At 43.9% G+C, this 25,546-nt stretch carries 21 protein-coding genes; 9 read left to right on the top strand and 12 right to left on the bottom strand.

Annotated elements, in window-relative coordinates:
* The 4 genes from EPL05_RS07015 to EPL05_RS07000 form a co-directional block, all read right to left on the bottom strand.
* Positions 1-1,326, bottom strand: coding sequence for a BNR repeat-containing protein (locus tag EPL05_RS07015; RefSeq protein ID WP_128533247.1), 1,326 nt, complete (start codon positions 1,324-1,326; stop codon positions 1-3).
* Between the two features lie 68 nt (positions 1,327-1,394).
* Positions 1,395-3,020 (bottom strand): RagB/SusD family nutrient uptake outer membrane protein, encoded by a 1,626-nt coding sequence (locus tag EPL05_RS07010; protein WP_128533246.1) that lies wholly within the window; start codon positions 3,018-3,020, stop codon positions 1,395-1,397.
* A gap of 18 nt (positions 3,021-3,038) precedes the next feature.
* Positions 3,039-6,026 (bottom strand): SusC/RagA family TonB-linked outer membrane protein, encoded by a 2,988-nt coding sequence (locus EPL05_RS07005; protein WP_243837238.1) that lies wholly within the window; start codon positions 6,024-6,026, stop codon positions 3,039-3,041.
* 289 nt (positions 6,027-6,315) lie between these two features.
* A complete protein-coding gene (locus tag EPL05_RS07000; protein WP_128533244.1) occupies positions 6,316-10,377 on the bottom strand; it encodes a hybrid sensor histidine kinase/response regulator transcription factor in 4,062 nt (1,353 codons plus the stop codon).
* A gap of 232 nt (positions 10,378-10,609) precedes the next feature.
* Between EPL05_RS07000 and EPL05_RS06995 the strand changes: the two genes are divergently transcribed.
* Together EPL05_RS06995 and EPL05_RS06990 are read left to right on the top strand one after the other, a co-directional pair.
* Complete coding sequence (locus EPL05_RS06995) at positions 10,610-10,972, top strand: cupin domain-containing protein (RefSeq protein WP_128533243.1); 363 nt, start codon at positions 10,610-10,612, stop codon at positions 10,970-10,972.
* A gap of 56 nt (positions 10,973-11,028) precedes the next feature.
* A complete protein-coding gene (locus EPL05_RS06990) occupies positions 11,029-11,646 on the top strand; it encodes a DUF2238 domain-containing protein (protein ID WP_128533242.1) in 618 nt (205 codons plus the stop codon).
* On the opposite strand, the gene EPL05_RS06985 is transcribed toward EPL05_RS06990, so the two are convergent.
* Both EPL05_RS06985 and EPL05_RS06980 read right to left on the bottom strand, forming a co-directional pair.
* Positions 11,643-12,134 carry a cupin domain-containing protein gene (locus EPL05_RS06985; RefSeq protein ID WP_128533241.1) on the bottom strand — a complete coding sequence of 164 codons (492 nt, stop codon included), beginning with the start codon at positions 12,132-12,134 and terminating at the stop codon, positions 11,643-11,645. The two genes, EPL05_RS06990 and EPL05_RS06985, sit on opposite strands and share 4 nt — an antisense overlap.
* A 99-nt stretch (positions 12,135-12,233) precedes the next feature.
* A complete protein-coding gene (locus tag EPL05_RS06980; protein WP_128533240.1) occupies positions 12,234-12,815 on the bottom strand; it encodes a fasciclin domain-containing protein in 582 nt (193 codons plus the stop codon).
* 407 nt (positions 12,816-13,222) lie between these two features.
* On the opposite strand from EPL05_RS06980, the gene EPL05_RS06975 reads away from it, so the two are divergent.
* Both EPL05_RS06975 and EPL05_RS06970 read left to right on the top strand, forming a co-directional pair.
* The gene (locus tag EPL05_RS06975; RefSeq protein ID WP_128533239.1) at positions 13,223-14,014 is read left to right on the top strand and encodes a phosphatase PAP2 family protein; all 792 of its coding nucleotides are present in this window, start codon (positions 13,223-13,225) and stop codon (positions 14,012-14,014) included.
* Positions 14,015-14,624: 610 nt separating this feature from the next.
* Positions 14,625-15,191, top strand: a complete 567-nt coding sequence (locus tag EPL05_RS06970) for a hypothetical protein (RefSeq protein WP_208394692.1) — start codon at positions 14,625-14,627, stop codon at positions 15,189-15,191.
* 212 nt (positions 15,192-15,403) lie between these two features.
* Here EPL05_RS06970 and EPL05_RS06965 read toward each other — a convergent pair whose 3' ends face one another.
* From EPL05_RS06965 to EPL05_RS06950, 4 genes are all read right to left on the bottom strand, one after another.
* The gene (locus EPL05_RS06965; protein WP_128533237.1) at positions 15,404-18,115 is read right to left on the bottom strand and encodes an alpha-L-rhamnosidase; all 2,712 of its coding nucleotides are present in this window, start codon (positions 18,113-18,115) and stop codon (positions 15,404-15,406) included.
* Between the two features lie 258 nt (positions 18,116-18,373).
* The gene (locus tag EPL05_RS06960; RefSeq protein ID WP_166727654.1) at positions 18,374-19,423 is read right to left on the bottom strand and encodes a polysaccharide deacetylase family protein; all 1,050 of its coding nucleotides are present in this window, start codon (positions 19,421-19,423) and stop codon (positions 18,374-18,376) included.
* A 143-nt stretch (positions 19,424-19,566) separates the two neighbouring features.
* Positions 19,567-19,989 carry a GNAT family N-acetyltransferase gene (locus tag EPL05_RS06955; RefSeq protein ID WP_128533235.1) on the bottom strand — a complete coding sequence of 141 codons (423 nt, stop codon included), beginning with the start codon at positions 19,987-19,989 and terminating at the stop codon, positions 19,567-19,569.
* 17 nt (positions 19,990-20,006) lie between these two features.
* Complete coding sequence (locus EPL05_RS06950) at positions 20,007-20,429, bottom strand: GNAT family N-acetyltransferase (RefSeq protein ID WP_128533234.1); 423 nt, start codon at positions 20,427-20,429, stop codon at positions 20,007-20,009.
* 403 nt (positions 20,430-20,832) lie between these two features.
* Here EPL05_RS06950 and EPL05_RS06945 point away from each other — a divergent pair, with 403 nt between their 5' ends.
* The 5 genes from EPL05_RS06945 (at position 20,833) to EPL05_RS06925 (ending at position 23,877) form a co-directional block, all read left to right on the top strand.
* A complete protein-coding gene (locus EPL05_RS06945) occupies positions 20,833-21,216 on the top strand; it encodes a hypothetical protein (RefSeq protein ID WP_128533233.1) in 384 nt (127 codons plus the stop codon).
* Between the two features lie 200 nt (positions 21,217-21,416).
* Positions 21,417-21,938, top strand: a complete 522-nt coding sequence (locus tag EPL05_RS06940; RefSeq protein ID WP_128533232.1) for a hypothetical protein — start codon at positions 21,417-21,419, stop codon at positions 21,936-21,938.
* Positions 21,902-22,699 carry a sensor histidine kinase gene (locus EPL05_RS06935; protein WP_128533231.1) on the top strand — a complete coding sequence of 266 codons (798 nt, stop codon included), beginning with the start codon at positions 21,902-21,904 and terminating at the stop codon, positions 22,697-22,699. The genes EPL05_RS06940 and EPL05_RS06935 overlap by 37 nt, the downstream gene beginning before the upstream one ends.
* A gap of 17 nt (positions 22,700-22,716) precedes the next feature.
* Complete coding sequence (locus EPL05_RS06930; protein ID WP_128533230.1) at positions 22,717-23,385, top strand: response regulator transcription factor; 669 nt, start codon at positions 22,717-22,719, stop codon at positions 23,383-23,385.
* A 231-nt stretch (positions 23,386-23,616) separates the two neighbouring features.
* A complete protein-coding gene (locus EPL05_RS06925; protein ID WP_128533229.1) occupies positions 23,617-23,877 on the top strand; it encodes a hypothetical protein in 261 nt (86 codons plus the stop codon).
* A gap of 393 nt (positions 23,878-24,270) precedes the next feature.
* Here EPL05_RS06925 and EPL05_RS06920 read toward each other — a convergent pair whose 3' ends face one another.
* Together EPL05_RS06920 and EPL05_RS06915 are read right to left on the bottom strand one after the other, a co-directional pair.
* Entirely contained in the window at positions 24,271-24,711 is a 441-nt protein-coding gene (locus tag EPL05_RS06920) for a phosphatidylglycerophosphatase A family protein (protein WP_128533228.1), read from the bottom strand.
* Between the two features lie 8 nt (positions 24,712-24,719).
* Positions 24,720-25,538 (bottom strand): TerC family protein, encoded by an 819-nt coding sequence (locus EPL05_RS06915; RefSeq protein ID WP_128533227.1) that lies wholly within the window; start codon positions 25,536-25,538, stop codon positions 24,720-24,722.
* Between the last annotated feature and the right edge of the window lie 8 nt (positions 25,539-25,546).

Here is a 25,546-nt window from a genome sequence, read left to right as displayed (position 1 = left end):
TTATTTTAGTTTCGGTTTCCACTCCATCACCTGTACCGGCTGGGGCTTTACCACCGCGGTTCCTTCTCCATCTATTTGCGTAGTATTTTGCACAAACAGGTTTAATATTTTTCTATTCATCCATAATTCGGTGTCGTAGCTTGGTTCCCAGGAACCGACAGACCCGGTGGATATATCAGACAATGTCCAATTTCCTTTACTTAAATCATTATTGATCGCCATAGAAACTTTGCTGCCCCGCTCCTCGTCTCTAAAGATGACTGCTGCGGCCATAGTACCTTTTTGTTTCCAGGCCACTATTTGAGGGCGCGAAACCGGGATAGCTTTTGTGCCTATGCCGTTCAGGCTAAAGGCTGTTTTTCTGAAACTTAAATTAGCGGTATGCCAATCGCCTTTATTATAATAAACCAGGTGGTACTGCGGCACAGTTTGATTAGCCTCGCGCCAGTAAGTAGCTATGTAAGGATTGCCCTCTTCATCGGCAAACATCGATGTTTGGTTGATCAGTTCGCTTTTTTGCGGGATACGGGCCGCGTACTCTGCAGTTGCTGCTGTAATTGGCAGACCGTATTTTTCGCCGCTGGTACGTTCCCACGTTTTGCCGCCATCGGTAGATCGCGCGTAGCACATATCATGGTTACTGGCCACATCCGGCGACTCGCGCCACACCCACGAAAGATGGATGGTTCCCTTATTATCCGTAGCAATTTGCCAGTAGGCATTTCGGGCCCTCTCTCCATCTATTAGGTTATCCTGTACGCGCATCCATTTTTTTGTTTTAACGCGGTATCGGTTCAAGATAAGTTTGCCATTGCCGGATTGTCCATCGCGGTAGAAAAACAATAAGTCGCCGCCGGGTAATTTGTAAAACTCGGGATATGTTACTTTATCCTCGTTTTGGCCTGTCATAGATAGTTTTGCACCCAGTACTAAGCTGCCCGGCGATACACTGCGGGCATAGTTAAGCTGCTGGTTATGATGCCCCCAGGCCATATGCAGATACCCCGCGCCATCAACCATTATGCTAATGGATCTGTGCGCGTCTGTAGCATCGCCTTTGTAGGTGGTTTGTTGAATTTGCCATTGCTGCGAAGTTTGCGTCCGTTTAGCCAGTACCACAAACTGATCGGCATTGTAAAATGCCGCGTATTGCGTGCCTTTAAAAGTAACCAGTGCGTTTTTCCGAAAAACAACCGTGTTAACTGAGTTATTTGCCCAACCATTTTGGGCGATGGTGCTTACCTGTGCAAACATGGCAAATGGGGCCGCTAAAAACAGCGCACAAAGCAAACAGACCTTTCTTTTAACCTTTGGGTTTAACAGCATAGCATTAATTTAAAATGTAAGCGGCAGCATCGCGCTGCCGCTTTACAACCAATATATGTACTATCTCTCTAATAGCCGGGGTTTTGATCTAATACCGCATCCTTATTCAATTGAATTTCGCCTAATGGAATAGGTAGTAAAAGGTTTGTAGCAGAAATGCCTGTAATAGGTTTAGCCGGGTCATTTGCGTTAAGGCGGGTTGCACGCTCAACTAAAGTACCTGTACGCATCAGCGTCATACGGCGGTTTTCCTCGCCTAACAATTCGCGGGCGCGCTCATCCAAAATAAAATTCATATTCATTTGCGATGCGTTCACCTGGTCGGCCTGCGCCCTTGTGCGTAAAACGTTTATAGTCGTAGCAGCTTCGGCGGTTTTGCCTTGCTTCACCTGCGCTTCTGCCAGTAAAAGATAGGTTTCGCCTAAGCGCATCAGCATAAAATCTTTAATCATAGCATAACCAAAGGTATCATTCGGGTCGAAAGCTCCCCATTTGGTAGTGCTCGGGCAAATTCTAAAAAGCGTATCCGGCCCGGTAAATGGTATCTGCTTACCATATTTGGATGCATAGGCGGGTGCCGGGTCATTGTAATAATAGTGCCTTTTAATGTTGTATTCCGAATTGCGGATATCGTTGCCTTTATAGAGGCCGTACAGCACCCAATTGCTTAAACGCAACCTGGCAATCCCACGACCACCAAGGCTATCGGCTATTTGCATACCTGCAACGCTGTAGTAAGCCGCGCCCCAAACACGCCTTTGTTGCGGGTTATCAGTAATACCACCTACAACTACTGTTGGGTTTTCCTGTTCCAATACCCATATGGCCTCGGTGTTCCCCTGCGATCTTCTCTCATTACCGTATTTAAACATGTCAGAAAAATAATCGCCCGGCAAACTCGATTTTGCACCGTAACGGGCTTTGATGAGGCTAAATTTACCACTGCTGATGATGGCTTGAGCGGTTTGCTCCGCCAGGTCGTTTTTATTCATCCGCAGGTAAACCTCGGCAAGTAACTGCATGGCCATAAACTTATTGGCACGGCCGTACAATTTACCTTTTGTGTTAGTTTTAACGCTTTCAATATCGGGTAGGTTGGCTGCGGCGAATACCAGGTCGGCAACAATAAAATCATTCACCTGGGTTAGCGGAGCCCTTACAAAATCTGTTTTGGGGCCGGTAAGCGCGTGCTCTACCAATGGCACAGCGCCAAAGCATGTAGCCAGGTTGTTGTAAGCATAAGCTCTAAAGAACCTCGCTTCGGCATTTACGGATTTTTTTCCGTTCGCACTAAGGCTGGTTACGCTTGGGTTTTCCACCCCATCAATAATAATATTGGTAAGGTTCACCAGTATAAAGTTGCGGTTCCATGTACGGCCGGCGGCACCATCTGTTGGCGTTAACGATGCGTAATTGTAATAAGGCACTTCTACACCCTGCTGATTTGCGGTAGAGTTGGCAATATCGGTACCAACGGCCCAAACGCTTGGCCATCCCTGCTGGTCGGCCCAGGAGAATATGGTGCTCACATGATTATACAGGCCTACTAAAGATGCTTCGAAACCTAAAGAGTCGGTAAGTGTTAGTGGCGTGTATGACGAATATGGTTTTTCGTCGAGGAAGTTTTTTTTACATGATGACGATGCAAAAAACAAAGCTGACAACCCTGCCAGTATGGTTATATATTTTTTCATATCAATGTTCTTTAAATGTTAACGTAATGACACGTTGAGGCCCAATATAAATGTGCGTGTAAGCGGGTAATTGTTTGTCCAGTCGCCAGAGCCCCTTGTGGAGTAGTTATTCTCAGGGTCCCAGCCTATCCAGTTGGTAAAAGTGTGTAGGTTGCGCCCGCTGGCGTAAACTGTCAATCCACCTACATGGAGTTTCTGCAAAACCGATTGCCCAAACACATAGCTCAGGGTTATGTCCTTTATACGGGTGTAGCTCGCATCCGAAGCATAGCCGTAGCCTCTTGTATTATTGTATGATAAAGCCGGGCGGGTGTTGCTTTTGTTATCAGCTGTCCAGTAACCAATTTCGGCAGGCGTGTTACGGCGGCCGGTTTCGTCACCATAGGTAAGGTCGGGGTTGTTTTTGATCATGCCCTGCGCGGTTTGTATAAATACGCTAAGGTTGATGTTTTTATAATGGAAGGTATTAGTTAAACCACCTGTCCATTTCGGGGTGGTTTGGCCCAATATCATCCTGTCGCCATCTGGTGTTATTTTACCATCGCCGTTCAGGTCGGCAAATTTAAGGTCGCCTGGTTTTGCACCCGGGTCTTGTTTAGAGGCATCCTCTCCTGTTTGCCAAATGCCGGTCAACTTATAATCATACACTACGTAGATGGGTTTGCCCAGGAACCAGCGGTTGCCCAAATCGTCTTTACCATCACCGTACAGGTAGGTGATCTGATTTTTGTTGGTAGCGAATACAATGGTAGTTTCCCAACGGAAATCCTTCGAGTCGATGTTATGCGTGTTCAGGGTTACCTCTATACCCCTGTTTTTGGTTTTGCCAATATTATCAAATACCAAAGAATAACCGGTAACAATTGGTAAGCTCCTTTGCAGCAACAAGCCGTTTGTTTTATTTTGATAAGCATCAACAGTACCGCTTACACGGTTATTAAACAAAGAGAAATCGACACCGATGTTGGCGGTTTTGGTGTTCTCCCACCGCAAAGCACTGTTGCCCAAATTGCCCGCAAGCACACCTATGGTGCTGATACCATTGAACGGCGAACGCGCTGTACCGTCTGTTGTAATAGTACGATATACAGGTATGGCCTCGTTACCTGTTTGCCCGTAGGATAACCTTAGCTTAAGGTTATCTACCACCTTAGAGTTTTTCATGAACGATTCATTACTTATATTCCAGCCTAATGCAGCTGAAGGGAACACGCCATATTTGGTAGTATTTGCACCAAATACTGATGAACCATCTCGGCGGGCGGTAATGGTTAACAGGTAACGGCTATCGTAAGAATAGTTTACCCTGCCCATTTGCGAGTTTAAAGCGTACCTGTCGCGGTATGATCCGCTTGTTTGTGTAGCACCGGCACCAAGGTTATCGGCACCCAATTCATCATTTATAAAGCCGCTTGCTCCTGCGGTGGTTGAACTGTATTTACGTTGCTGTGAGCTGTATAGGCCGGTGAAATCAAGGTGATGTTTACCCCAGTCTTTAGCGTAGCTCAGGATATTCTCCAGTGTGTAGCTATTGGTAGATGCGTTAAAATTACTGGCGGTGCCTATCATATCGTTTGCCGACCGGCCAGTATAGCTGGATCTGCGCTCGGGGAAGAAGGTATAGCCAGCGTTTAAACGGTATTTCAAACCAGTAAGCACACCAGGGAATTTAATTTCGGCATAGCCATTACCATTGATATTGGTTGTGCGGCTTAGCTGCGTGGTAGTTAAACCCAACAACGGGTTTACGTACAATTGCTCGGGGTTCATTGGGTAAATGGCATACGTACCGTTGGCGTTATACTCCTGGCCGTATGGGCTCATGGCAGTAGCCAATAATAAATTGGCGCGGCCACCATCATAGTTATTGCTTGATAAAAACAGCGAGGTACCTATAGTTAAAAAGCTGGCTACGTTAACGTCCAGGTTTGAGCGAAGAGCTACACGTTTAAACTGGTAGCCTTTAATTACGCCCTTTTGATCAAGATAGTCGCCCGAGATAAAGTACTTCACATCGTTTGAACCGCCCGAAACGCTCAAGTTATGATCTTGTATGATACCCTGCTGGGTGGTTTCCTTTACCCAATCGGTAGTTTTGCCAGCGTTATAATTAGCCAATTCGCCAAAGTTTGGCACAGGACTGGTTTGTGGCGTATTTGTTTGTTTTAAAAAGTCGGCGTATTTCTGTATATACTCAGCACCGTTTCGTGGCGTGAGGATACGTGAAAGATCATCAATACCGCCATACCCGTTGTAACGTATTACCGGTGTGCCGGTGTTACCACGCTTGGTAGTAATTAATATTACACCATTAGAACCATTAGTACCATAAATAGCGGTGGCTGATGCATCTTTCAGGATCTCTACCGAAGCGATATCATTAGAGTTGATATCATTTAACGACCCGCCTGTTTTGCTCAGCGGGATCCCGTCGACTACCACGTAAGGGCCGGAGTTGGCATTGATAGAGTTTTGACCCCTGATAAGCGCTGCAGGCTGGCTGCCCGGTACAGATGAAGTAGTGGTAACCGTTACACCCGCAACTGCACCTTCAATAGCCTGCAATACGTTGGTAACCGGCAATTGCGACAGGCGTTGTTTTGGTACTGAGGTTACCGAACCGGTAACGTCCGATCGTTTTTGTGTACCGTAACCTACTACTATTACTTCGGCAAGGTCTTTACCGCTGTTCAGTAGCGTAATGGTAAGGGCATTGGTTGCCTGGCTTACGCTAACTGTTTTAGTGGCCATACCTACAAAAGACACATTAAGTGTCGAGGGGCCTGTTAATGATAACGTAAACTTACCGTTAACATCTGCAACGGCACCTTGCGAGGTACCCACCACGCCTATGCTTGCTCCGGGTACGGGGATGCCTTTATCATCAACTACAGTACCTTTTACCGTAAAAGGCACGGTTTGCGCATAAGATGCGCCGCCTAAACCCATAATGAGCGCACTCATAAGTAAGGTTAAGCGAATTAAATTTGTAATTGTTTTTCTCATATTGTTTGTTAGTTGGTTGTTGGCTTTTATAGATTTTTATTTACAGTTGGTCAAATTCATCCATATAGGGCAGGACAACTCCTGTCCTTCGTTGGGCGGTTAATTTCGTTTAGTTTGGTTGGTTTTATAATTGTACCGCAAGTATTAAATGTAGAACTTACAGTTATTGGTTAAGACGAAATAAGGGTATTTCTTTTTAAGAAGAGAGGGGTAAAACTGTAAAATTAAGGGGGGTAAAATTGATAATTAAGTGTTTTCTATACATTTAATACCAAATTGGCAGTTTTCTTTAGCGAAATGTTTGCTCTACAGAATAGTTTTTATTGAAGGCCTGACGGTGCTGTTTAATAAACTCTGATGGCTTAACACCAAACATCTTGATAAACTGTTCTCTGAAATACTTAATATCATTAAAACCGGTGTTAAACGCGGCCTCGTTAACGTTACAATTGGTATTGATCATCATCTCAGCGGCTTTGCGCAGGCGCACAAACCGCACAAAATTATTTACCGACTGCCCGCTGATGGATTTTATTTTTTTAAACAGGCTCGAGTAGCTCATCCCCATTTCATCGGCGATGGTTTTTACGTCGAAATTCGGTTCCATCAGGTAATTTTCGATAATGGTTATGCACTTATATAAAAACTCTTTATGATCTTCGGAGATGTTGCGCGTGGTAGATTTAAGCGTTACTTCGTTATAAAAATAATTCTGCAGCTCGCGCCGGTCCTTTAATATACCCTGCACACGTGCCACAAGCAGGTCTTTTTCAAACGGCTTGGTTACAAAATCAATCGCCCCTACCTCTATCCCTTTCAGTTTAACTTCGGGGTTGCCATCGCCGGTAAGCAATATAACCGGGATGTGGCTAAGCGATGAGTCTTGTTTTATAATGCGGCACATATCTATACCCGAAAGGGCACCCATGGAAATATCGCTGACAACGAGATCGGGCAGGTGTTTTTTGATCATTTCCAGGCCTTCTTCGGCGCTTTTCGCCTCAAAGGTTTTATAATGCTCCTTAAATATCTTGCGGATATAGTCTCGCAATTGCTCGTTATCGTCAATAATAAGGATGGATTGCCTGTCTGATATCAACAGTTCAAAATTAGCAACTTCTTCTTCGGCCGGCCTTTCATGTACGGCGTCGCCGGTTATCAGTTCGTCAATTAAATGCTGGCCGGGTTCGATGCTTTCCGGTTGAGGGTTTGACTCCTGCAGGCGTTTTTTTGGCAAGCTAACTGTAAAAGTGGTGCCATTACGGTTGTTACCCGTGTAAGAGATGGTACCATCGTGGCTATTGATAAAGCTTTTGGATAAATAAAGCCCGATGCCAAAACCGGTTTTAAGCGAGGTGTTATCTTTTATCTGGTAAAATTTATCAAACAGCTTTTCGCCAATACCCGGGGCTATACCGCAGCCATTATCCTCCACCTTTAAAATAACACTTTTATCTTTTTCCTCTAAGGTGATATCTATCTCGCCGCCTATGGATGTGAATTTTATGGCGTTGGAGATGAGGTTAAATATGGCGATCTCTATCTTCTCCCTATCTGCCGCTATAATAATCTCCTGAACGTTTGAATGATAACTGTATTTAATGCTTTTAATTTTTGCCTGGTGCAAAAAGCAAGCGTATACATCGTTGCATAGTTTGGCAAAGTTTAGGTTTACCACGTTAAGGCTGTCATTCTCGCTTTCTGTTTTTCTAAAAAGCAGCAGATGATCTACCAGGCCCAACAAACGGCGTGCGTTGCGGTAAATGGTGTTCAATTCATCGCTGTGTTTGTTGCCATCGCTCTGCAATAGATCCTTTATCGGATTAATAATAAGCGTAAGCGGCGTACGGAACTCGTGCGAGATATTAGTAAAAAAGGATAGCTTCTTTTCGTTCAATTCTTTTTCGCGCTCTACCTTCAAATTGGCTATCTCTACCTCGTATTTTAGTTTGGTTTGCCTGATTCGGTACAACCAAAACCAATAAATAACGGCAGATAATGCCGAAATGTAAAGGAGGTATGCCCACCAGGTACGGAACCAGGGGGGCAAAACGGTAATCTGCAGGGTTAGTTGCCTGCCGTTCCATTCGCCGGCGCTGTTGGTAGCCTTTACCCTCAATATGTATTTGCCCTCGTTTAAGCGGCTGTAATAAGCTGTTTTTATTTTGCCAACGTAGTTCCAGCCATGATCCCAGTTCTCCAGGTAATAGGCATAATTCAGCTTATCAGGAAAAGAATACTCGGGCGCGGTATAGTCAATGGCCAGCGTGGCTTCGTTATACGGCACCGTAATTTGTTTAAGGTCCACCACGGCATTACCATCGGTATAATTTACATTCCCATCTATCGGTTTATTATTGATCTGCAGCCCGGTAAACTTTAACTCGGGATGGTGCAGGGCCAGGCTTATGCTATCCGGGTAAAATATATTAAAGCCGTTGATGCCGCCGAATGCCAATTCGCCGGAGCTTAACCTTACCGCGGCATTAAAGTTAAATTGGTTGCTTTGCAGTCCGTCTGAAGCGTAGAAATTCTTAAAGGTGTTGTTTTTAGCATTATACTCTGTTAGGCCATTGTAAGTGCTCGCCCATAACTTCCCGCTGCCGTCTACAACAACATTCAGCAGCGAATTGCTGGGCAAACCATCCGATCGCGTAAAGCGCTTTAGAGTTTTAGCCGCAATGTTATATCGTAACAGTCCTCCGCCCTCGGTACCCACCCACAAGTTACGTTCGTTGTCCTCGGTGATGGATCTGACGGCGTTTTTTACCGTAATAAATTGGTGTCGCTTGTTTGCGGTGTCTATTTTTATCAGTCGCGAATAATCGCCAGCCCAAAGCGTACCCGCGCGGTCTTCAAAAATGGAGTGGATATTAGTTAGCTGATTGTCAAACACTTCAAATTTATCGGCCTTTCGGTTATATTTATAAAGCGTACCGCCGCGCGTGGTACCGGCCCATAAATTATTGTGGCTATCCAGGTAAAGCTTCCACAAGTTTTTATCAACGGCTTTGGTGGTACTATTATAGCAATCGTAATGAATAAATCTTTGTGTTTGCGCGTCGAACCTGTCAATACCGCCGCTAAACATGGCCGCCCAAAGCTGTTTTTTCTTATCCTGTACCAGGCTCACCACAAAATTACTGCGCAGGGACGCGGCATCTGAGTTGTGTACATAGTTGGTGAATTGGTTGGTTTTCCGGTTCCAGTAACTTAATCCGCCTCCATCGGTACCTATCCAAAGGTTATGCAAGTAATCCTCGCAAAATGATATGATAAAGTTATTAACTACGCTGTTTTTATTGAAGGGATTATGCGTGATCAGTTTAAACTGGTTGCGTCTGCTATCTAAAAAACTCACGCCTCCCCTAAGCGTGGCAATCCACATGCGCTGCTCGTTATCCTGGTACACCATACTGATAGCATCGCTGTGCAGGTTGTTATTATCGCCCGCGCCGCTAACAATATACCTAACAGCGTGGCTGGCCGTATCTAAAACATTTACGCCTCCACCGTTTGTCCCCAACCACAACTCCCCCGATCTGGAAAATTTGATATCAACAATATTTTCGTTATTTAGCTTAGCCGCGGTAACTTTCGAGAGTGATCTACTTGTTAAATTATAGGCAAACAGGCCGTTGTCGGTACCTATCCAAACCTGGTGCCTGGCGTCTGTTAAAATACAGTTGGCATATTGAATGCCCTGGCTTACTATTTCAATTTTACTGTTTTGCTTGTTAAGCTTACACAGCCCTATGTTGCGTATAAACACCCAAATATAGTTTGCATCATCAATAGAAAAGGCTTGTACACTATAGGTTTTATCGCCGTTTGGCAGTGGGATCTGTTTACTAATGGAATCGCCGGCACGGCAAATAAAAAGTCCGGCGTAATCGGTACCGGCATAAACATTCCCCTTATTATCAGTTTGCAGAGCGGTAATGTTGTTGGCTATTTTCTGTACGGCCGTGCTTCCGGAGCCTTTAAAATAAACCGGGTGAAAGCGCGAATCGGCGTAATCAAAGTAAACCAGGCCCTTTAGCGTACCCGCGAAAATATGGTTTCCGGAGCCGGCCAGGCGGTTAACGTGATTATCGTTCAACGAACCCACGTCTTCCCAAACATTCCTGAAAATTTTCACGGTACTGCCGTCATATTTGTTAAGCCCATCATAGGTGCCTATCCAAACAAAACCGTGGTGATCTTTATAAATACTGGTAACGGCGTTGTTAGAGAGCCCCTGTTCGATGCCTAAGTACTGTACAGACTGCTGCCCAAAAGCGTATGTACCCGACAGTAAAATACCGGCAACGAGTAAGCAAACGCAGTTGAGCAATAAAACTCTCTTCATTAAATTGGCTATAATTGGTTTTTAACAGCAAAACAAAACTACTCATTGTTAGCTACAACTTTATACCCGAAAATTACCTCTTGTACCTGTTTATTATCTTTTTTAAAAAATCGCGATACAGTTACCCGGCGAAATAAGAGATAACCGCCATCATTATGATCGGGGCTTTGTGAGGATCTTTTTTACGATGCCGCCATTTATTTTTAGCTTGGCACTCAGTTTATATTAACCCATGCTAAAAGCCTACAAATTATACACCGGCGAAGACGGACACTCACATATTATAACAGGAACGGTAAACGAGGGAATAATTAACCAGGCGGCTACTATCCGCTTCCAGGAATCGCCGCCGCATTCGTTTTACGATTGGCATAACGCACCCGCCTGCCAGTATGTAATAAACCTGCTGGGCACACTGGAATTTGAAACCTTCCCCGGCGAAAAATTCACGTTAAACCCCGGCGAAATATTAGTAGCAATGGATACTGCCGGAACCGCCCACCGCTGGAAAATGAAGGGTGACGACCCCTGGAGACGCGTTTACGTAGCCTTTGACGAAAGCCAGCCTGTAAATTTTGTGGAGGATAAAGAATAACTCGTTTTGTAAGCAGCGTCGCCAGAAACTTTTGCTTTTTCTTTATACCTTACGGGATGAATAAGCATGTAGTTTTAATTATACTATTTTTTGCCGGTCTCATCCTATCGGCTATTAACCCGCACGATTATTTTACCTGGATACTGGAAGTTTTCCCGGCCATAATTGGTTTTATAGTGTTGATGCTAACCTACAAGCGCTTCCAGTTCACGTTTTTAACTTATGTGATGATATTGCTGCATTGCTATATTTTGTTTATTGGCGGGCATTACACTTACGCCGAAGTACCGGCCTTCAACTGGATCCGCGACACCTTCCACCAGGCACGCAATAATTACGATAAAGTAGGGCATTTTACCCAAGGCTTTGTACCGGCTATTATAGCGCGTGAGTTATTCATCCGTTGCGGTGTTATCCTCAAAAAAGGCTGGGTGGCATTCTTAACCGTATGCGTTTGTATGAGCATCAGCGTAACCTATGAGTTTATAGAGTGGTTTGTATCGGTGACATCCGGCTCCAGTGGCGATTCTTTTTTAGGCACCCAGGGCGATATATGGGATACTCAAAGCGATATGCTTTTTGCTACCATCGGTGCCATTTGCATGGTGGTATTTTTTAGCAGATGGCAGGACAAGATGATTGATGTGCAGATGCGAAAAAACGTACAGATTTAAGGCCTGCACAAGCGATCAAACAACTCATCATTGCCGGGATAGTTTTTCAGCAATTCTTCCTTTTTCGCCATTTCAAATTCGCTGAATTCAAAGCCAGGCGCTACGGCGCAGCTAACCAGTGTATAGTCCCTTTTAGCAGGCACCTCTGCAGCAAACCACAAACCTGCAGGTACAACTAAAGATAAGTTACCACCCGGTTGGTTTGACAGTTGCAGCGGACGGTGTTCTCCTTCGGCGGTTATTATATGCACAATAAGCGGTGCGCCTTTATGGAAATACCAGATCTCGTCGGAGGAAATTTTATGAAACCCCGAATAATCTTCCCCCTCCAATAAGTAATAAATGGAAGTGCAGGCTTGTAAGAGCGTACTGGTACCCAGCCTGTTCACCTGTTGCGCTGAACGGAACACTTCTTTATAAAAGCCACCTTCGGGATGCGGCAAAAGCGATAACTGTTCTATCCAGTAAGCGGCGTTGGGTTCTTGCATAGTATGAATTTGTTAGTGCCAAATGTAAAGCATTAACCGAGGCTTTTAAAACACAAAACCCGGCTTTTGGCCGGGTTTTGCATATATAACATATTGCGATTATTTAGGCATCAGGATGCCATTAATACCATTAACAATTCCGTTAGCGCCAACAAGGTCAAACAAGGTAACCTGGGCAGAACTGCCGGCGGCATTGGTTATCTGCAATTTACTACCAGCTAACGATAGCGTAAGCGTTTGCCCGTCTAAGGTGGTCACGGCTGCTTTACCTTTCCCTGCTTTTAACGCGGCTATGATCTCTTTCTTACCATATTTACCCATAACTACATGGCCTTTTAACAAGGCACCAAGTTTAACGGGATCTTTAAGCAAGCTGTCCAGTTTACCGGCGGGCAGGGCGTTGAAAGCGTTGTTGTGTGGTGCAAATATGGTGTAAGGGCCACCTACTTTTAAAACTGAATCGAGCTTGGCTGCCTTTACGGCGGTTAAGGCGGTACTGTAATCTGCATTACTTGCCAAAGCGCCCACTACGTCGCTCGCGCCTTCTACAGCAGGGGCTGCTGCTTTAGTGGTATCCTGCGTGGTTTTTTTTGTGGTGTCCTGTGTGGTTTGTGAAAATACGCGGCTGGCCGTCAAATTCAATAATAATAAGCCTGCTGCTAAAAAAATGGATCTTTTCATGTTGTTCCTGTTTTAGATTTTCTGTTTTTTATTGATTGATTAATGAGTAATGGTTTATCGCATAGCAACACTTTTTAAAGTTTATTAACTTATAGATAACTACAAGAACAGAGGATTGTTTAGTAAAAGTTTATTTTGGACTCCCGCTCGCGGGCATTTATCCTTTATCGTGTGCTGAAAATATGCATGTTTACAAGTCTAAATAGTCGCCATCATAAACATCAGTTTAGCCGGGCAATAGTGTAAGCGGGATTAAATTTGCTTATTTAAAACCATTCTCAATATTAAGCTAACTAAAACAAATTGTTAATATCTATGTCATTTTGTTTAATATGTAGCAGCATACAGAGTTTCTACAGATTGTTTTTCTAATTAGCAACATTTTTAATTTCCAGTATATACCCTCTTTGAAAAAGATCATCATCATACTCCTGAGCATTGTATCGTTAAGTGTTAACGCACAGATCAAGGTTAGTACAAAAGACTCGTTAAAAAAAGATTCGGCCAACTTGCTGGCGCTGCCGGATACCGTAAAGCATCTGCGCACTACCTGGCAATCATTTATACCGCCTACAGTTTTTATTACTTACGGGGCGCTATCATTTAATGTGAAGGCTATCCGTAATCTCGATTTTACTATAGATAGAGAAGCTCAGAAAGACCACCCCGGCAACCTTTTCCCAATTGAGAACTATTTGCAGTATACCCCTATCGCTTTGGTGTATGGCTTAAATTTCGCGGGAGTGCATGGGAAAAACACGTTTATTGACCGTTCGATATTATTGGGGATGTCTGAAGGTATTTTTGGTTTGGTTACCTACGGTTTGAAGAAGTCCTCCGGCCGTCTTAGACCAAACGGTGCCGATAGGCTTTCGTTCCCATCCGGCCACGCCGGCAGTGCCTTTGTGGCTGCCGAGTTTATAGCGCAGGAATATGGCGAAAAATCGCCCTGGTATGGCGTTTTGGGTTACACCTGCGCATCGGCAACGGCGGTACTGAGGGTTTATAACCACAAACATTGGTTTAGCGATATTGTGGCCGGCGCAGGTTTTGGCATAATATCTACCAAAGCGGCTTACGCTATTTACCCGTTGTTCAGGAACAAATTATTCCACGATAATAAATCCAATAAGGAAACGCTGATCATGCCTACTTACAGCGAAGGTGTGGTGGGGTTTGTATTTACAAAGCAATTGTAATCGTATAGTACATAACGCCTAATTTAAATTATTCGGCTTATTAATGCTGGCAAGCCAGTCGTTGATGTTAACCGCAGACCAACATATTTTAAAAACATCTGGCATCAAAGTAGTAAATAAATCACGGCAGCCCCATCTGTTTGAAGCGGGCCGCGCCGTCTAATAACGGTTGAGGGCCTCACCTAAACTCAGCCCCCACATACTGCTTCCCGTTTCAATTCCGGCTGGGATGAAGCGTTAGTTGAGATAATCCGTTAGATTTAATATAGAATCAATGAGGGTTCATTAAGACAAAAAATCATTATCGCTCATCCTGATTACACCGACCACAGCCGAAAAGAAACCGGCATTAGCTGGATCTACAGGACTGGACACATGGTTGGATATGATAACGCCGATCCGCAAAGCTTGTTAGAGGTTACTTATTAAAACTCGTCAGAGTGGACGATGACAACGTTTTCAGTCAGGGGAAGACGCCCGACCGCGCGCGGATTTGTATTAGTAGGTAAAAAGTTTTACTTTTAGTATCTACCAAAAACATTTAAACAATTAAAGCCTTGAATCGAAATATGAATTATAATATTATTTTAGGGCAAAAAAAACTCAAACAGTGTCAAAAAAAAAACTCAACCCTTTATTCTTATTGTCAGTTATCGGGTGTATCATAGTTTTAATTTCGTGTAGTAAAAAATCTATTGATAGCCCTGATTATTACATGAAAGCCCAAATCAACGGAATGGACTGGAGCGCTGATAAAGACGGCGCTTGGTTTCAAATGGACTATGATAATACCTTAAATTACCATGTCACAAATATTTTCTCTCAGTCCGAGAAATTACTCGACAGTATCCAATATAAGATAGATATTACCAGTAGGCATTATCCTAAAAATGGGAAATATTTTTTTGACAATACCAGCCCATTTATACCCTATGATGGAGCTGCAGCGATAGTTTTTGGTTGGGTGAAGAAAGGTATCGCAAACGAGAGTTTCACTACTCAATCTTTTAATGGATTTGTGGAGATATTAGAAATAAACAAAACGCACATGAGAGGGCGTTTTGAATTCGATTCAAAAAGAACGCAAGGATCGACGGCAATTGATACTTTACAAGTAAGGAATGGCAGCTTTAATGTCCCTCTTACAGTGGTGTCAGGGAAAGAATGGAATCCTTAATTTTGAAGATTAAGGAGCAAAGAGTGGTGACAAAAGGCCTAAAATTGATTTAGTTAAATACCAAATGGACATCAGGCGTAGAGAATGGTCACCTGTCCGCAGATATAACGCAGGTGATAAACACCTTGTAGATTTTCCGTGTAATCAATAAACAGATTAATAGTTGCCTATTTACCAATTACTGGATCATATCATTGCACCTCATTTTAATCTCAATTAGTTACCGTATAATGGTACTTACCCGAGCCAAGCTCTACCATAATGTAATTTTCTTTACTTTTTGCCGGCTGGTAAGGCTTGCCATTTTTTAGCGGTTTGCCACCATCCATCACACTCGCGGCATCTTTTGCCGGGATAAATACCGACGCTGTAGTGTTAACCGGGATCTCTATGTCAAAATTAAGCTGATCGCCGCCTATAGCCCATGCCGAGCTCACCGTACCGTAGTAAGTTTGCAAACTTGCCGATGCATTGGTAAAGCCGCCACCGGGGTGAGGCATTATTTTTATATGCTTATAGCCCGGGCCATCGTTATAGGTATCCAACCCAACCATCACGCGGTACATCCAATCGCCAATGGCGCCGTAGGAATAATGGTTAAACGAGTTCATCGTCGGCGTTTCGAAGGTTTTATCGGGTTTGATACCGTCCCAGCGCTCCCAAATAGTGGTAGCGCCCATTTTTACAGGATATAGCCAGCTTGGGTAGGTGTCCTGCAATAGTAGTTTATAAGCCTCATCGGTATAGCCAAATTCGCTAAGTACATGGCAAAGGTATGGCGTACCCAAAAAGCCGGTGGTAAGGTGGTTGTTATACTTTGTAATGTTGTCTACCAGCCTTGATGCCGCCTGAGGGCGCAGATCTACAGGGAGCATATCAAAATTAAGCGCAAGCACGTAGGCGGTTTGCGTACCAGATACCATACGGCCATTGCTGGTTACATACTCCCGCACAAATGCATCTTTTATGCGCTTTAGGTTTTTCCCGTAAGCTTCGTAATCATCGGTTTTACCTAACACCTGCGCCGCATTTATAAGCAGTTGTGTAGAGTAGGCGTAAAAGCATTGCGCTATCAGGTATTTATCGGTTACGGCGGATGTGCCGTCCGTATCGTCGTTCACACTGTAAAACAACCAGTCGCCAAAGTGGAAACCGGTGTTCCACAGATCATCTTTAGTCTGGCTCTTCATATAGTCAACCCAGGCTTTCATGCTGCCATACTGATCTTTCAGCACCTGTTTATCGCCGTAGGCTACATACATATTCCAGGGGATTACGGTAGCGGCCTCGCCCCAACCTGCACTGCCTGCTGCACCTTTGCCCAAAACATTCGGAATTACAAATGGTACCGCGCCCTTTTCAGTTTGGTCGGCGGTTATATCCTTCAGCCATTTAGCGAAGAAGTTGTCTACATTCATATTAAACGATGCAGTACGCGAGAATACCTGCGCGTCGCCCGTCCAGCCCAAGCGCTCATCACGCTGCGGGCAATCGGTCGGCACATCCAAAAAGTTTCCTTTTTGCCCCCATTGGATGTTGTGCTGTAATTGGTTCACCAGCGCGTTTGATGAACTGAAAGAGCCCGTTGGGTTCATGTCTGAGTACAAAGCAACCGCGGTAAAATCGTCGGGATTCAGGTCGTTGTTGTACCCCTCTACCTTAATAAACTGAAAGCCATGGAAAGTAAAGTGCGGTTCAAATAGCTCTACTCCTTCGCCACTTAAAATATAAGTATCCTGCGCTTTGGCCGCACGCAAATTCTCGGTATAAAAATCGCCGTCCTTATCCAAAACTTCGGCGTGAGAAATGGTTACCTTTTGCCCTTTTTTGCCTTTCAGCCTTATTTTCACCCAACCCACCAGGTTTTGTCCAAAATCTACCAGGTGCTCGTTCTTTTTCGTTTTCAGCACCCGCAGGGTTTTAAACGTTTCGTGCTTACGAACAGGCTCGTTATAGGTAGCCAGCAGATTTTTAAAGCCATAGTCCATCACCTGGGCACTGTTCCAACCGGCATCGTTATAGCCGTTAAGCGCCCAGCCTTTTTTAATTTTACGGGCATCAATGGTTTCGCCGTTATAAATTTCCGCGTAGGTGATCTCGCCTGTAGACGATTTCCAGCTCCCATCAGAGCTTATAACTGCCGAAGTACCGTCCGTATACGTTACATGCAGCTGAAATAGCAGTGCAACGTCTTTTCCATAAAAATTTTGGTTGTTGCTAAAGCCTATTAATCCACGGTACCACCCGCTGCCGAGGGTAACCCCTACAACATTATTGCCTGTGGCCAACAGGTCGGTAACATCATAAGCCTGGTATTGCAGGCGTTTGCCGTAGCTTGTCCAGCCCGGGGTGAGGTAGGCATCGCCAACGCGGTGCCCGTTTATTTGGGCCTCGTACAAGCCGTGCGCAGTGATGTAGGCAATTGCCGAACTCACCTTTTTTGTAGAGCTAAAGACTTTCCTGAACATAGGCGAAGCCCGCAAACTATCTTCCTTAAAACCCGGACCGATCCATTTTGCCTGCCATTCGGTTGTATTGAAAAGAGAGGAGATCCAATAGCCGGTTTCGCTCCATGCCGAAGCCTTTTTACTGTTATCCCAAACCTTTACCTGCCAGTAATACTTTGTATGCGAAGTCAGCGCCGTGCCCTTGTAGGCAATATGTACAGATGAATCTGACACTACCTTGCCCGAGTTCCAGATAGGCTTTCTAAAATCGGGATAAGTACTTACCCTTACCTGGTAGGCTGTTTGGCTTACATTATGCCCGGCAGATGCCAGTTCCCAGGTAAAACGCGGCTGCGTGTTATCAAGCCCCATGGGGTTGGTGCGGTTTTCGCAAAGTATTTTGTTTACAGAAATTTGGGCCTGCGCAAAGGTGGCAACCAACGTAAAGACGATAACGAGGGTAAAAATTCTTCTCATTTTTATACGATAAAAAGCGGGGTGCAAACATCCGCCGGAGGTTTATGAATGGGCGACAAAAGGTAGCATTTATCCGTGTGCGTTACAAACGCATTGAGCATGTTTATTTGATTTTTACATGAAATAGAAGTTTATATATGGTGTTGCCAATGTAAAAAAAATGTTAGCAACAACCGTCATGCACTGTCATGGTTACGAGGGGATAAAAAGCGCAAGGGTAATTGCGATATTCCATTTGCAGGAAAGGCATTTAAGGGATTACCGAATTGCATTAGGGGCAAATTGCACTTCGATATTGTCTTTCCCCGGCAGTGCATTAAACGTAAAAAACTGCCCGTTTTGCTTAAAGGGCAGTTTTTTACGTTTTTGGCTAATGCCTTTAATAACAGCGCCATTTGTATTGAGGTTAATGGTAAGCGGCTGGTCCCAATTTTGTCGGTTGCTCAGTGTATCGGTAAGGCTTAATTTCCAGGTTCGGTTCTCCCTCGAAATTAATTTAAGATTAGCCGAGTTACGTTCTTTATGATATTGGATCACGTTTTTAAAGGGCGCTATCCAAACGGAATCCTTACGCTTCTCCAGTTCTATCAAATGCTGCGCGAAAATTTTTCCCGGCGTAATTATCCAGCCATCCTCTATGCCATGATAGGTTGGGCAGAACCAGCCGCCGACAGCAATGGTTTCATCTATATATTTCCCGAAGTTTGCCATAGATGCCGAATCAGCTATCATCTGGCTGTTCACATTATAGTAATCGTCGTTGGTTTTAGCGAAATCATACGTATTGTACGGGTAGGGTTTATTCTGCGTAGCACGTGCGCCGATAAAATACGGCGCAACGGTTTTACGGATGGCCCTGTCCTTCTCGGTGTTACCACCACCCTCGCCAAATGGGTAAGCATGCGTTATCATTTTTTGCGAGGGCACCAGCACGTCCATCTGCTTAGTAGATTCGGCCGACTCCCAGGCAATAGTGTCTAAACCTATTTTGATAAAATGCGGATGAGTTAAGGCATGATTGGCAATCTCGTGCCCGTCCAAAGCGGCTTTGTTAACGGTTGCCCAGCTGATATGCTGGCTATTTACAATTGAAACCGACATAAAAAACGTGCCCTTAAAGCCGTATTTATCCAACAAAGGCACAGCAACGGCGTATTGACCGGGGATACCATCGTCGAAAGTTAAACTAACCGCCGCTTTTTTATTATTAAACCAGGGCGCTATGGTGTAATCCAGTTCCCCCTTTTTTTGGGCAAATAAAGAAACCGAAAGGCACAAGCAAAGAATAGTGAAGGAAAAATATTTCATGGCGGTTATAATTTTTGTATTGCCTGGCTGCATTATCCAAACAAGCCTTTCTGATCAAAAACACTATTTATAACAGGCGTTTGAATTTATCTATTTTTTTCGCCGATTGAAAATAATATGTGCCTAATGAAGCCTATGCAATGCTAAACTTTCAAATCATCAATATTGTCCAGTAAAAAGGTGTGGGTAAAGCGGGTCATTCCTGTTTTTGGATAATAACCTTCGGCGGCGGGAGCAGCCAGAAGTATCAGTTCGGCGGCTGGTGTATGCCTTTTTGTTTCTTTTATCAGGCGGATACCGATACCCTGACGCTGGTGTGCCTGGTCTACCGCGAGACAGGACAGGTAGGTGCAAAAAACAAAATCGGTAAAGCTGCGCGCTATGCCCACCAGTTTGCCATCAAGTCGGGCTGTTACAAATAGGTTCGCATGCCGGCACATTGCCTCAATGCGGGGCCTATCGTTAATGGGGCGGCGTTCGCTTAGGGTGCTGCGTTCCATTACATCAATATATTCTGCGGGATCCAGCGCTTCTTCGCGCTGGTAGGTAACTTCGGGTGCAGGCATTTTAATGGTTTTGTGCTTTAAACTTTCAAATCATCAATATTATCCAGCAAAAAGCTATGCGTAAAGCGAGTCATGCCTGTTTTTGGGTAATAATCTACAGCAGCAGGGGCGGCAAGTAATATCAGCTTGGCCTTTGGGGTATGCCTTTTGGTTTCTTTTATTAAGCGGATACCAATGCCCATGCGCTGATAAGCCTGGTCAACTGCCAGATCTGACATGTAGGTACAAAAAGCAAAATCGCTTAAAGAACGGGCGATACCTACCAGTTTGCCATCTATACGGGCGGTAACAAACAGGTTGGCGTTTTGGCACATCAAATTAATCCTGTCCATATCATCCACTGGGCGGCGCTCGGCAAGTGTGCTGCGATTTAATACATCAACAAATTCTTCGGGATCCAATGTATCTTCGCGTTGGTAAGTGACTTCAGGGCTTGACATACTATAGCTTTAATGGTTAAAATTGACGTTTCAAATTTTAACACTTTAGCCGTTAATTACATAGGCCAATAAATATAAATGCCATAGTCCAGTTAAAGCTTAGGATACATTTAGGCGCAAACGCTATGCCTTACTCATAACACTCCGGTGATATAGCCCATGGCTGTCAGCACTTTGGTGCTTATCAGCTCATATCTTCCGCTTTTATTCATTTTGTTCATTGCACATTTAAGGTGCAAACCCGCTCACTATTCAGATAAATTTCATGAGCAATATCCACAGGAAGTATATATTTACAAACGACAAAGGCCGATAAAGGCGCATTGCTATCGGGTATAATTATGTAACTGATGGCCGCGCAAAAATTAATCTATCCCTTAATATTAACTTTAAACTAATTATCATGAGTAACTCAACCAATTCAAATGAAAGCGTGGATGGCACCATTCCTTTAGCAACAGCCAAAGCATGGGCAGCAAACTGGCGCACCTATCTTGCAAGTTCTGAACAAGTTTTTGTGGGCAGATCTTTCTTAATTCCTATTGTTTCCATTCAAACGTTGCTTACCGCCAGTGCGAACGCCGAAGCCGTAAGAGCATACATCGGCCTTGAAGACGAAACCGACCCGTTAACCGCCAAATTGATTTTGGTGCCGGTTATTAACGGCGAAGAGGTGCATACCATACCCGGCGAAAACGGAGGCGAGGACAAAAGCGCCACAGTTGACCTGGTAAACTCTTGCCCACCTTTTTGCCCAACCGGCGGCGGCCCCACTTTAGAGAGTTAATTTTAATTTACCCTTCGGATGTTTATAAGCTTTAATATCTTTAAGGCTTATAAACATCTAAAAAAATGTTGTTTCTTATTTACACAACCTTCATCACTTCCCTTTCCGTTTTAATCCCCATCACTTACGCATTTATTAACTACCGGAATTTGCCCCGGGCGTTCAAAATAATTTTAGCCTTTATTATTTTTTCTGCCATTATGAACGCTATTAGTAACGTGCAGGCCCGGGTTTACCACTTGCCCACATTATGGATATTTCATATTTATACTCCGTTTGAGTTTGCTTTTCTCATGGCCTTTTTTGCTGAATATTATAGCAAAGGCATAAGGTATATCATGTATGGTATTTCTGCGGCTTTCGCGGTGTTCTGCCTGTTAAACACGCTCTTTATACAAAATGCTAATCAAATGGATGGCTACGCCCGGTCGTTAGATGCTATTATTCTTATCGCTTGTTCCATGCTGTTCTTCGCTAATAACAATATGGATTTAGACAGCAAATGGGCCGACAATAGCAGCAACTGGATAGTTGCCGGCATACTGCTTTATTACGCCAGTTCGTTAGGTATGTTTATCTTTTTTAACATGGTAACCAAGCCCGGTATCATGACAAGTATTATATGGTGCGCAAGCGCTACTATTTTAATTATTGAATATGTTTTATTTGCTATAGGATTTTATAAATGCAAGCCACAACAGACAACATCTATGTCCAGATGATATTAGGCATGTGCGGTGCCCTCATTTTGGTGGTATCGTTCATTCTATTTTCTATCCGTAATCAAAACAGGCTGCTCCGGCAGCGCCAACAATTTCAGGCGGCCGAAATTGTGCATCAGAAAGATTTGCTGGGCGCGGTTATCCAATCACAAGAGGCGGAGCGTAAACGTATAGGGCAGGATCTGCACGATGATGTAGGTACCACTCTATCTGGCTTAAGACTACTGATAGAAATGTTTAAACCCGCTGATGATAAAGATCAGCAGTATCTTAATTTCGTAAAATCGAGCAAGCTAACTATCGATAAAATTGTGAAAGATGTGCGCCATATATCGCATAACCTTTCCCCGGCTACCCTGGGCTACTATGGCCTGGCTGCGGCTATCAATGAGCATAGCGATATCATCAACCAATCGGGAAAGTTAACGGTAACTGTAATAAATGACGCCGATGCAGTGTTAGAAAGCCTTCCGCTGGCCAACGCCACCGCCCTGTATCGTGTACTGGAAGAATTGATGAATAACACTATAAAACACTCGGGCGCAAGTAAAGCCGATATACAATTTAACAGTACGCCGGGCAAATTGATAATTGCTTACAAAGACAACGGTAAGGGCCTTTCCGGCTCAACCAGCCAGTTAAAAAAGGGCATGGGGATGCAGAATATTGAGAGCCGCCTGCTTAATATAAACGCCACTTGCGATATTACAACGAAACCGGGAGAGGGCTTTCATATCCAGATAAATTACCCTGTAATTTAATAAGCTATACCAGAACAATGGAAAAGATAGGTGTTGCAATTGTAGATGATCAAAATTTATTCCGCCAGAGTTTGGCGCTGCTTATTAATTCGGTAGAAGAATTTACGCTTGTTACCGATAGCCCCGGAGGACAGGAATTTCTGAATATCCTGAAAACAACCCCGGCCCAGGTTAATGTAGCCGTAATAGATATGGATATGCCAGGCATGAACGGCATTGAACTAAACAAAGCGCTGCATGAGCAATATCCCGATATAAAAGTGATCATCCTATCGGTGCATGTGAACGAGGCCCTTATCACCAAAATGATAAACGCCGGGGCGGCATCGTACCTGGCGAAAAACTGCGATAAAGATGAATTGATATTAGCTATCAATACCGTACATAAAACAGGTTTTTATTTTAATAACGACGCGCTTAACGCTATCCGCAACAGCGCGAACCACAAAAACAACTCGCAGACCATATTAAGTGGTTTGCAAATAGCGCTAACCCGGCGCGAAAAACAGGTGCTCGAACTTATTTGTAAAGAGTTTAATAACGCCGAAATAGCAGATCAACTTTATTTAAGTGTACGCACGGTAGAGGGTCACCGCAATAACCTCATCATCAAAACCAACTGCAGGAATACGGCTGGGTTAGTGCTTTTTGCCATCAAATTCGGCCTGTTTGAGATCCATTTTTAAAACCGCGTACTTATACGTGTTTTTAAAATCGGGTAAAATTAGCAATCGCTTATTTTGTAAGTATTAATTAATAAAACATCAATTTTAATAAATTTGATGTTTTATTATGCAATCTGCAATCGATTGATTAACCAGAAATAAAAAAAGTGCAAACCAGGGAGAAAAACGCGTAAATATTTTGCTAACTTAATTTTTATCTTTACGTATAAAAGCATTCGTTAAATTGGTAAAATGGATATTGTATACATTAGTAATCAAATTAAGCACGATATACTCACCATTTGTGGCAAACCGGCCACAAAGGCTTATAATTTATTAACTGAAACTCCCCTACATGCTATGGGGTATGATGATGATGGTGAATTGTGCAGAAAACTTGAAAACAAATTACAAATGGTTGCCGAAGAATACAAAACCGGCAGAAGCATTTCATATGGCGCCATATCCAAAAATTTTACCGTTAGGCAGTGCATCGAGTTAGTTATAGTATAAGTAACATCTTATAGTACCATAGCCTGCGGGAGCAGATGATATTGATAAGCTAAGAGTAAACACGCTGATAAGCTTAAAGCGCAAATTAATGCCAATTTTAAGGATGAGCAGCGCAGGTTCCGGGTATTAAAATGGTGTTTGATATACGTTACCAAAAGCGGGCAGCAAAACAAACTCGATGCAATTGCAGAGGCGCAATTAACTTCCGGCCAAAAATCGGCGCTATGGCTATTTTTGAGTGAGCTTTTTGAGAAAACAAGTTCACCAATGATAAAGGCAGAAGTACTGATAAATTAATAAAGGCTATTAGCGGTATATAGTGCGGGTTCTGAGTTCAACCTGCATCCTACCGGGCAGTACCAACCTCAACCTAAGAGCGTAACCCACCGACAGTTAAAATTTAAAGAAAAACACCACCAACTGCAGCACGATGTTGCCATACACGCCTGCCAATACATCGTCCATCATTACACCTGTACCGCCGGGCAGCGCTTCCATTTTACGGATGCCAAGGGGTTTTAAGATATCAAAAAAACGAAACAGCAACAATCCACCCAAAAGCAGGTAAAGGTTGGCTGGGATGAACAACATTGTCACCAACATGCCCGATACTTCGTCTATCACCACGCGGTAGCTGTCCTTACCCCATTCGGGTTCCACCTTGTTGCCTACATAAATGCCTAAAAGGGTGATCAGTATAGTTACAATGAGTAATGCCCCCGGCATATCCCATTTCCAGATGAGCCAGATGAGCGGGCAGGTTACAATAGCAGCAAGCGTGCCCCCACCCTTTGCATACCCTATACCGAAGATAGATGCGATCAGTTTATTCATACCGGTATTTAGCTTTTATCTAAAACGTCTTCAGCAGCCTCGGCAACTTCGGGTTCTATGGTATGCTTTTTAGGAAAGTTGAACAGCAAAGAGGTTACCACCGGGATAAGGAAGATGGCGACCGTGAATACCGATACAGCTATATCCGCGGTTTCGCTATCCATAAATTTAGAGAATGGCGCTTCTTTGTCGAAATGGATATATAAAGACGCTGTTAGTTTGATACCCAATACCCCTATCACTATAAAAGCAACGGTCTCTAAAAAGGTAAATTTCTCCATCAGCTTTACAAAAGCCTGCGCTACAAAACGCATGGCCAGGATACCGATGAATACGCCCACGTAGATTAAAAACACATGGTCGGTAAAGGCAACAGCTGCAAATACGTTGTCTATAGAGAAGGCAAGGTCCATCAGCTCTACCAACGCAACGGTTGCCCAAAAAGTGCCTATTAAACCAACTGTTGATTTATAGAGCCAATTTTTTTCTTTATCTACACCTTCATCGTCGCCAGTTTCTTTAGCTTGCAGCTTGCCTTTAAAATAATCGAATGCCAGGTACATGAGGTATAAGCCACCTAAAGGCTTTAGCCACCATATTTTCACCAGCCAGGCCGCCATAAATAAGCAAACACCACGCAGTACGTATGCGCCGATGATACCGTAGCGAAGCGCCCTGCTGCGCTGTTTAGGCGGAAGGTCTATCACCATGGTGGCCAGTACCGCGGCATTATCTACCGAAAGCAAGCTCTCGATAACAATCAGGTTCAGTATAATGAGTAATCCTGCTTTAATATCCGGGCCAAGCAGGGTGTGTAAAATGTCCATATTTCTTT

It is taken from the genome of Mucilaginibacter gilvus (genome assembly GCF_004054195.1).
In the GTDB taxonomy this organism is placed as follows: Bacteria; Bacteroidota; Bacteroidia; order Sphingobacteriales; family Sphingobacteriaceae; genus Mucilaginibacter; species Mucilaginibacter gilvus.
The sequence above is the reverse complement of the archived record's forward strand: the minus strand, read 5'-3'. Positions and strand labels throughout refer to the sequence as shown.

Bases quoted from the DNA above. Each gene is read 5' to 3' on its own strand.
- EPL05_RS07015 (WP_128533247.1), bottom strand. From the start codon at position 1,326: ATGCTGTTAAACCCAAAGGTTAAAAGAAAGGTCTGTTTGCTTTGTGCG.
- EPL05_RS07010 (WP_128533246.1), bottom strand. From the start codon at position 3,020: ATGAAAAAATATATAACCATACTGGCAGGGTTGTCAGCTTTGTTTTTT.
- EPL05_RS07005 (WP_243837238.1), bottom strand. From the start codon at position 6,026: ATGAGAAAAACAATTACAAATTTAATTCGCTTAACCTTACTTATGAGT.
- EPL05_RS07000 (WP_128533244.1), bottom strand. From the start codon at position 10,377: ATGAAGAGAGTTTTATTGCTCAACTGCGTTTGCTTACTCGTTGCCGGT.
- EPL05_RS06995 (WP_128533243.1), top strand. From the start codon at position 10,610: ATGCTAAAAGCCTACAAATTATACACCGGCGAAGACGGACACTCACAT.
- EPL05_RS06990 (WP_128533242.1), top strand. From the start codon at position 11,029: ATGAATAAGCATGTAGTTTTAATTATACTATTTTTTGCCGGTCTCATC.
- EPL05_RS06985 (WP_128533241.1), bottom strand. From the start codon at position 12,134: ATGCAAGAACCCAACGCCGCTTACTGGATAGAACAGTTATCGCTTTTG.
- EPL05_RS06980 (WP_128533240.1), bottom strand. From the start codon at position 12,815: ATGAAAAGATCCATTTTTTTAGCAGCAGGCTTATTATTATTGAATTTG.
- EPL05_RS06965 (WP_128533237.1), bottom strand. From the start codon at position 18,115: ATGAGAAGAATTTTTACCCTCGTTATCGTCTTTACGTTGGTTGCCACC.
- EPL05_RS06960 (WP_166727654.1), bottom strand. From the start codon at position 19,423: ATGAAATATTTTTCCTTCACTATTCTTTGCTTGTGCCTTTCGGTTTCT.
- EPL05_RS06955 (WP_128533235.1), bottom strand. From the start codon at position 19,989: ATGCCTGCACCCGAAGTTACCTACCAGCGCGAAGAAGCGCTGGATCCC.
- EPL05_RS06950 (WP_128533234.1), bottom strand. From the start codon at position 20,429: ATGTCAAGCCCTGAAGTCACTTACCAACGCGAAGATACATTGGATCCC.
- EPL05_RS06945 (WP_128533233.1), top strand. From the start codon at position 20,833: ATGAGTAACTCAACCAATTCAAATGAAAGCGTGGATGGCACCATTCCT.
- EPL05_RS06940 (WP_128533232.1), top strand. From the start codon at position 21,417: ATGAACGCTATTAGTAACGTGCAGGCCCGGGTTTACCACTTGCCCACA.
- EPL05_RS06935 (WP_128533231.1), top strand. From the start codon at position 21,902: ATGCAAGCCACAACAGACAACATCTATGTCCAGATGATATTAGGCATG.
- EPL05_RS06930 (WP_128533230.1), top strand. From the start codon at position 22,717: ATGGAAAAGATAGGTGTTGCAATTGTAGATGATCAAAATTTATTCCGC.
- EPL05_RS06925 (WP_128533229.1), top strand. From the start codon at position 23,617: ATGGATATTGTATACATTAGTAATCAAATTAAGCACGATATACTCACC.
- EPL05_RS06920 (WP_128533228.1), bottom strand. From the start codon at position 24,711: ATGAATAAACTGATCGCATCTATCTTCGGTATAGGGTATGCAAAGGGT.
- EPL05_RS06915 (WP_128533227.1), bottom strand. From the start codon at position 25,538: ATGGACATTTTACACACCCTGCTTGGCCCGGATATTAAAGCAGGATTA.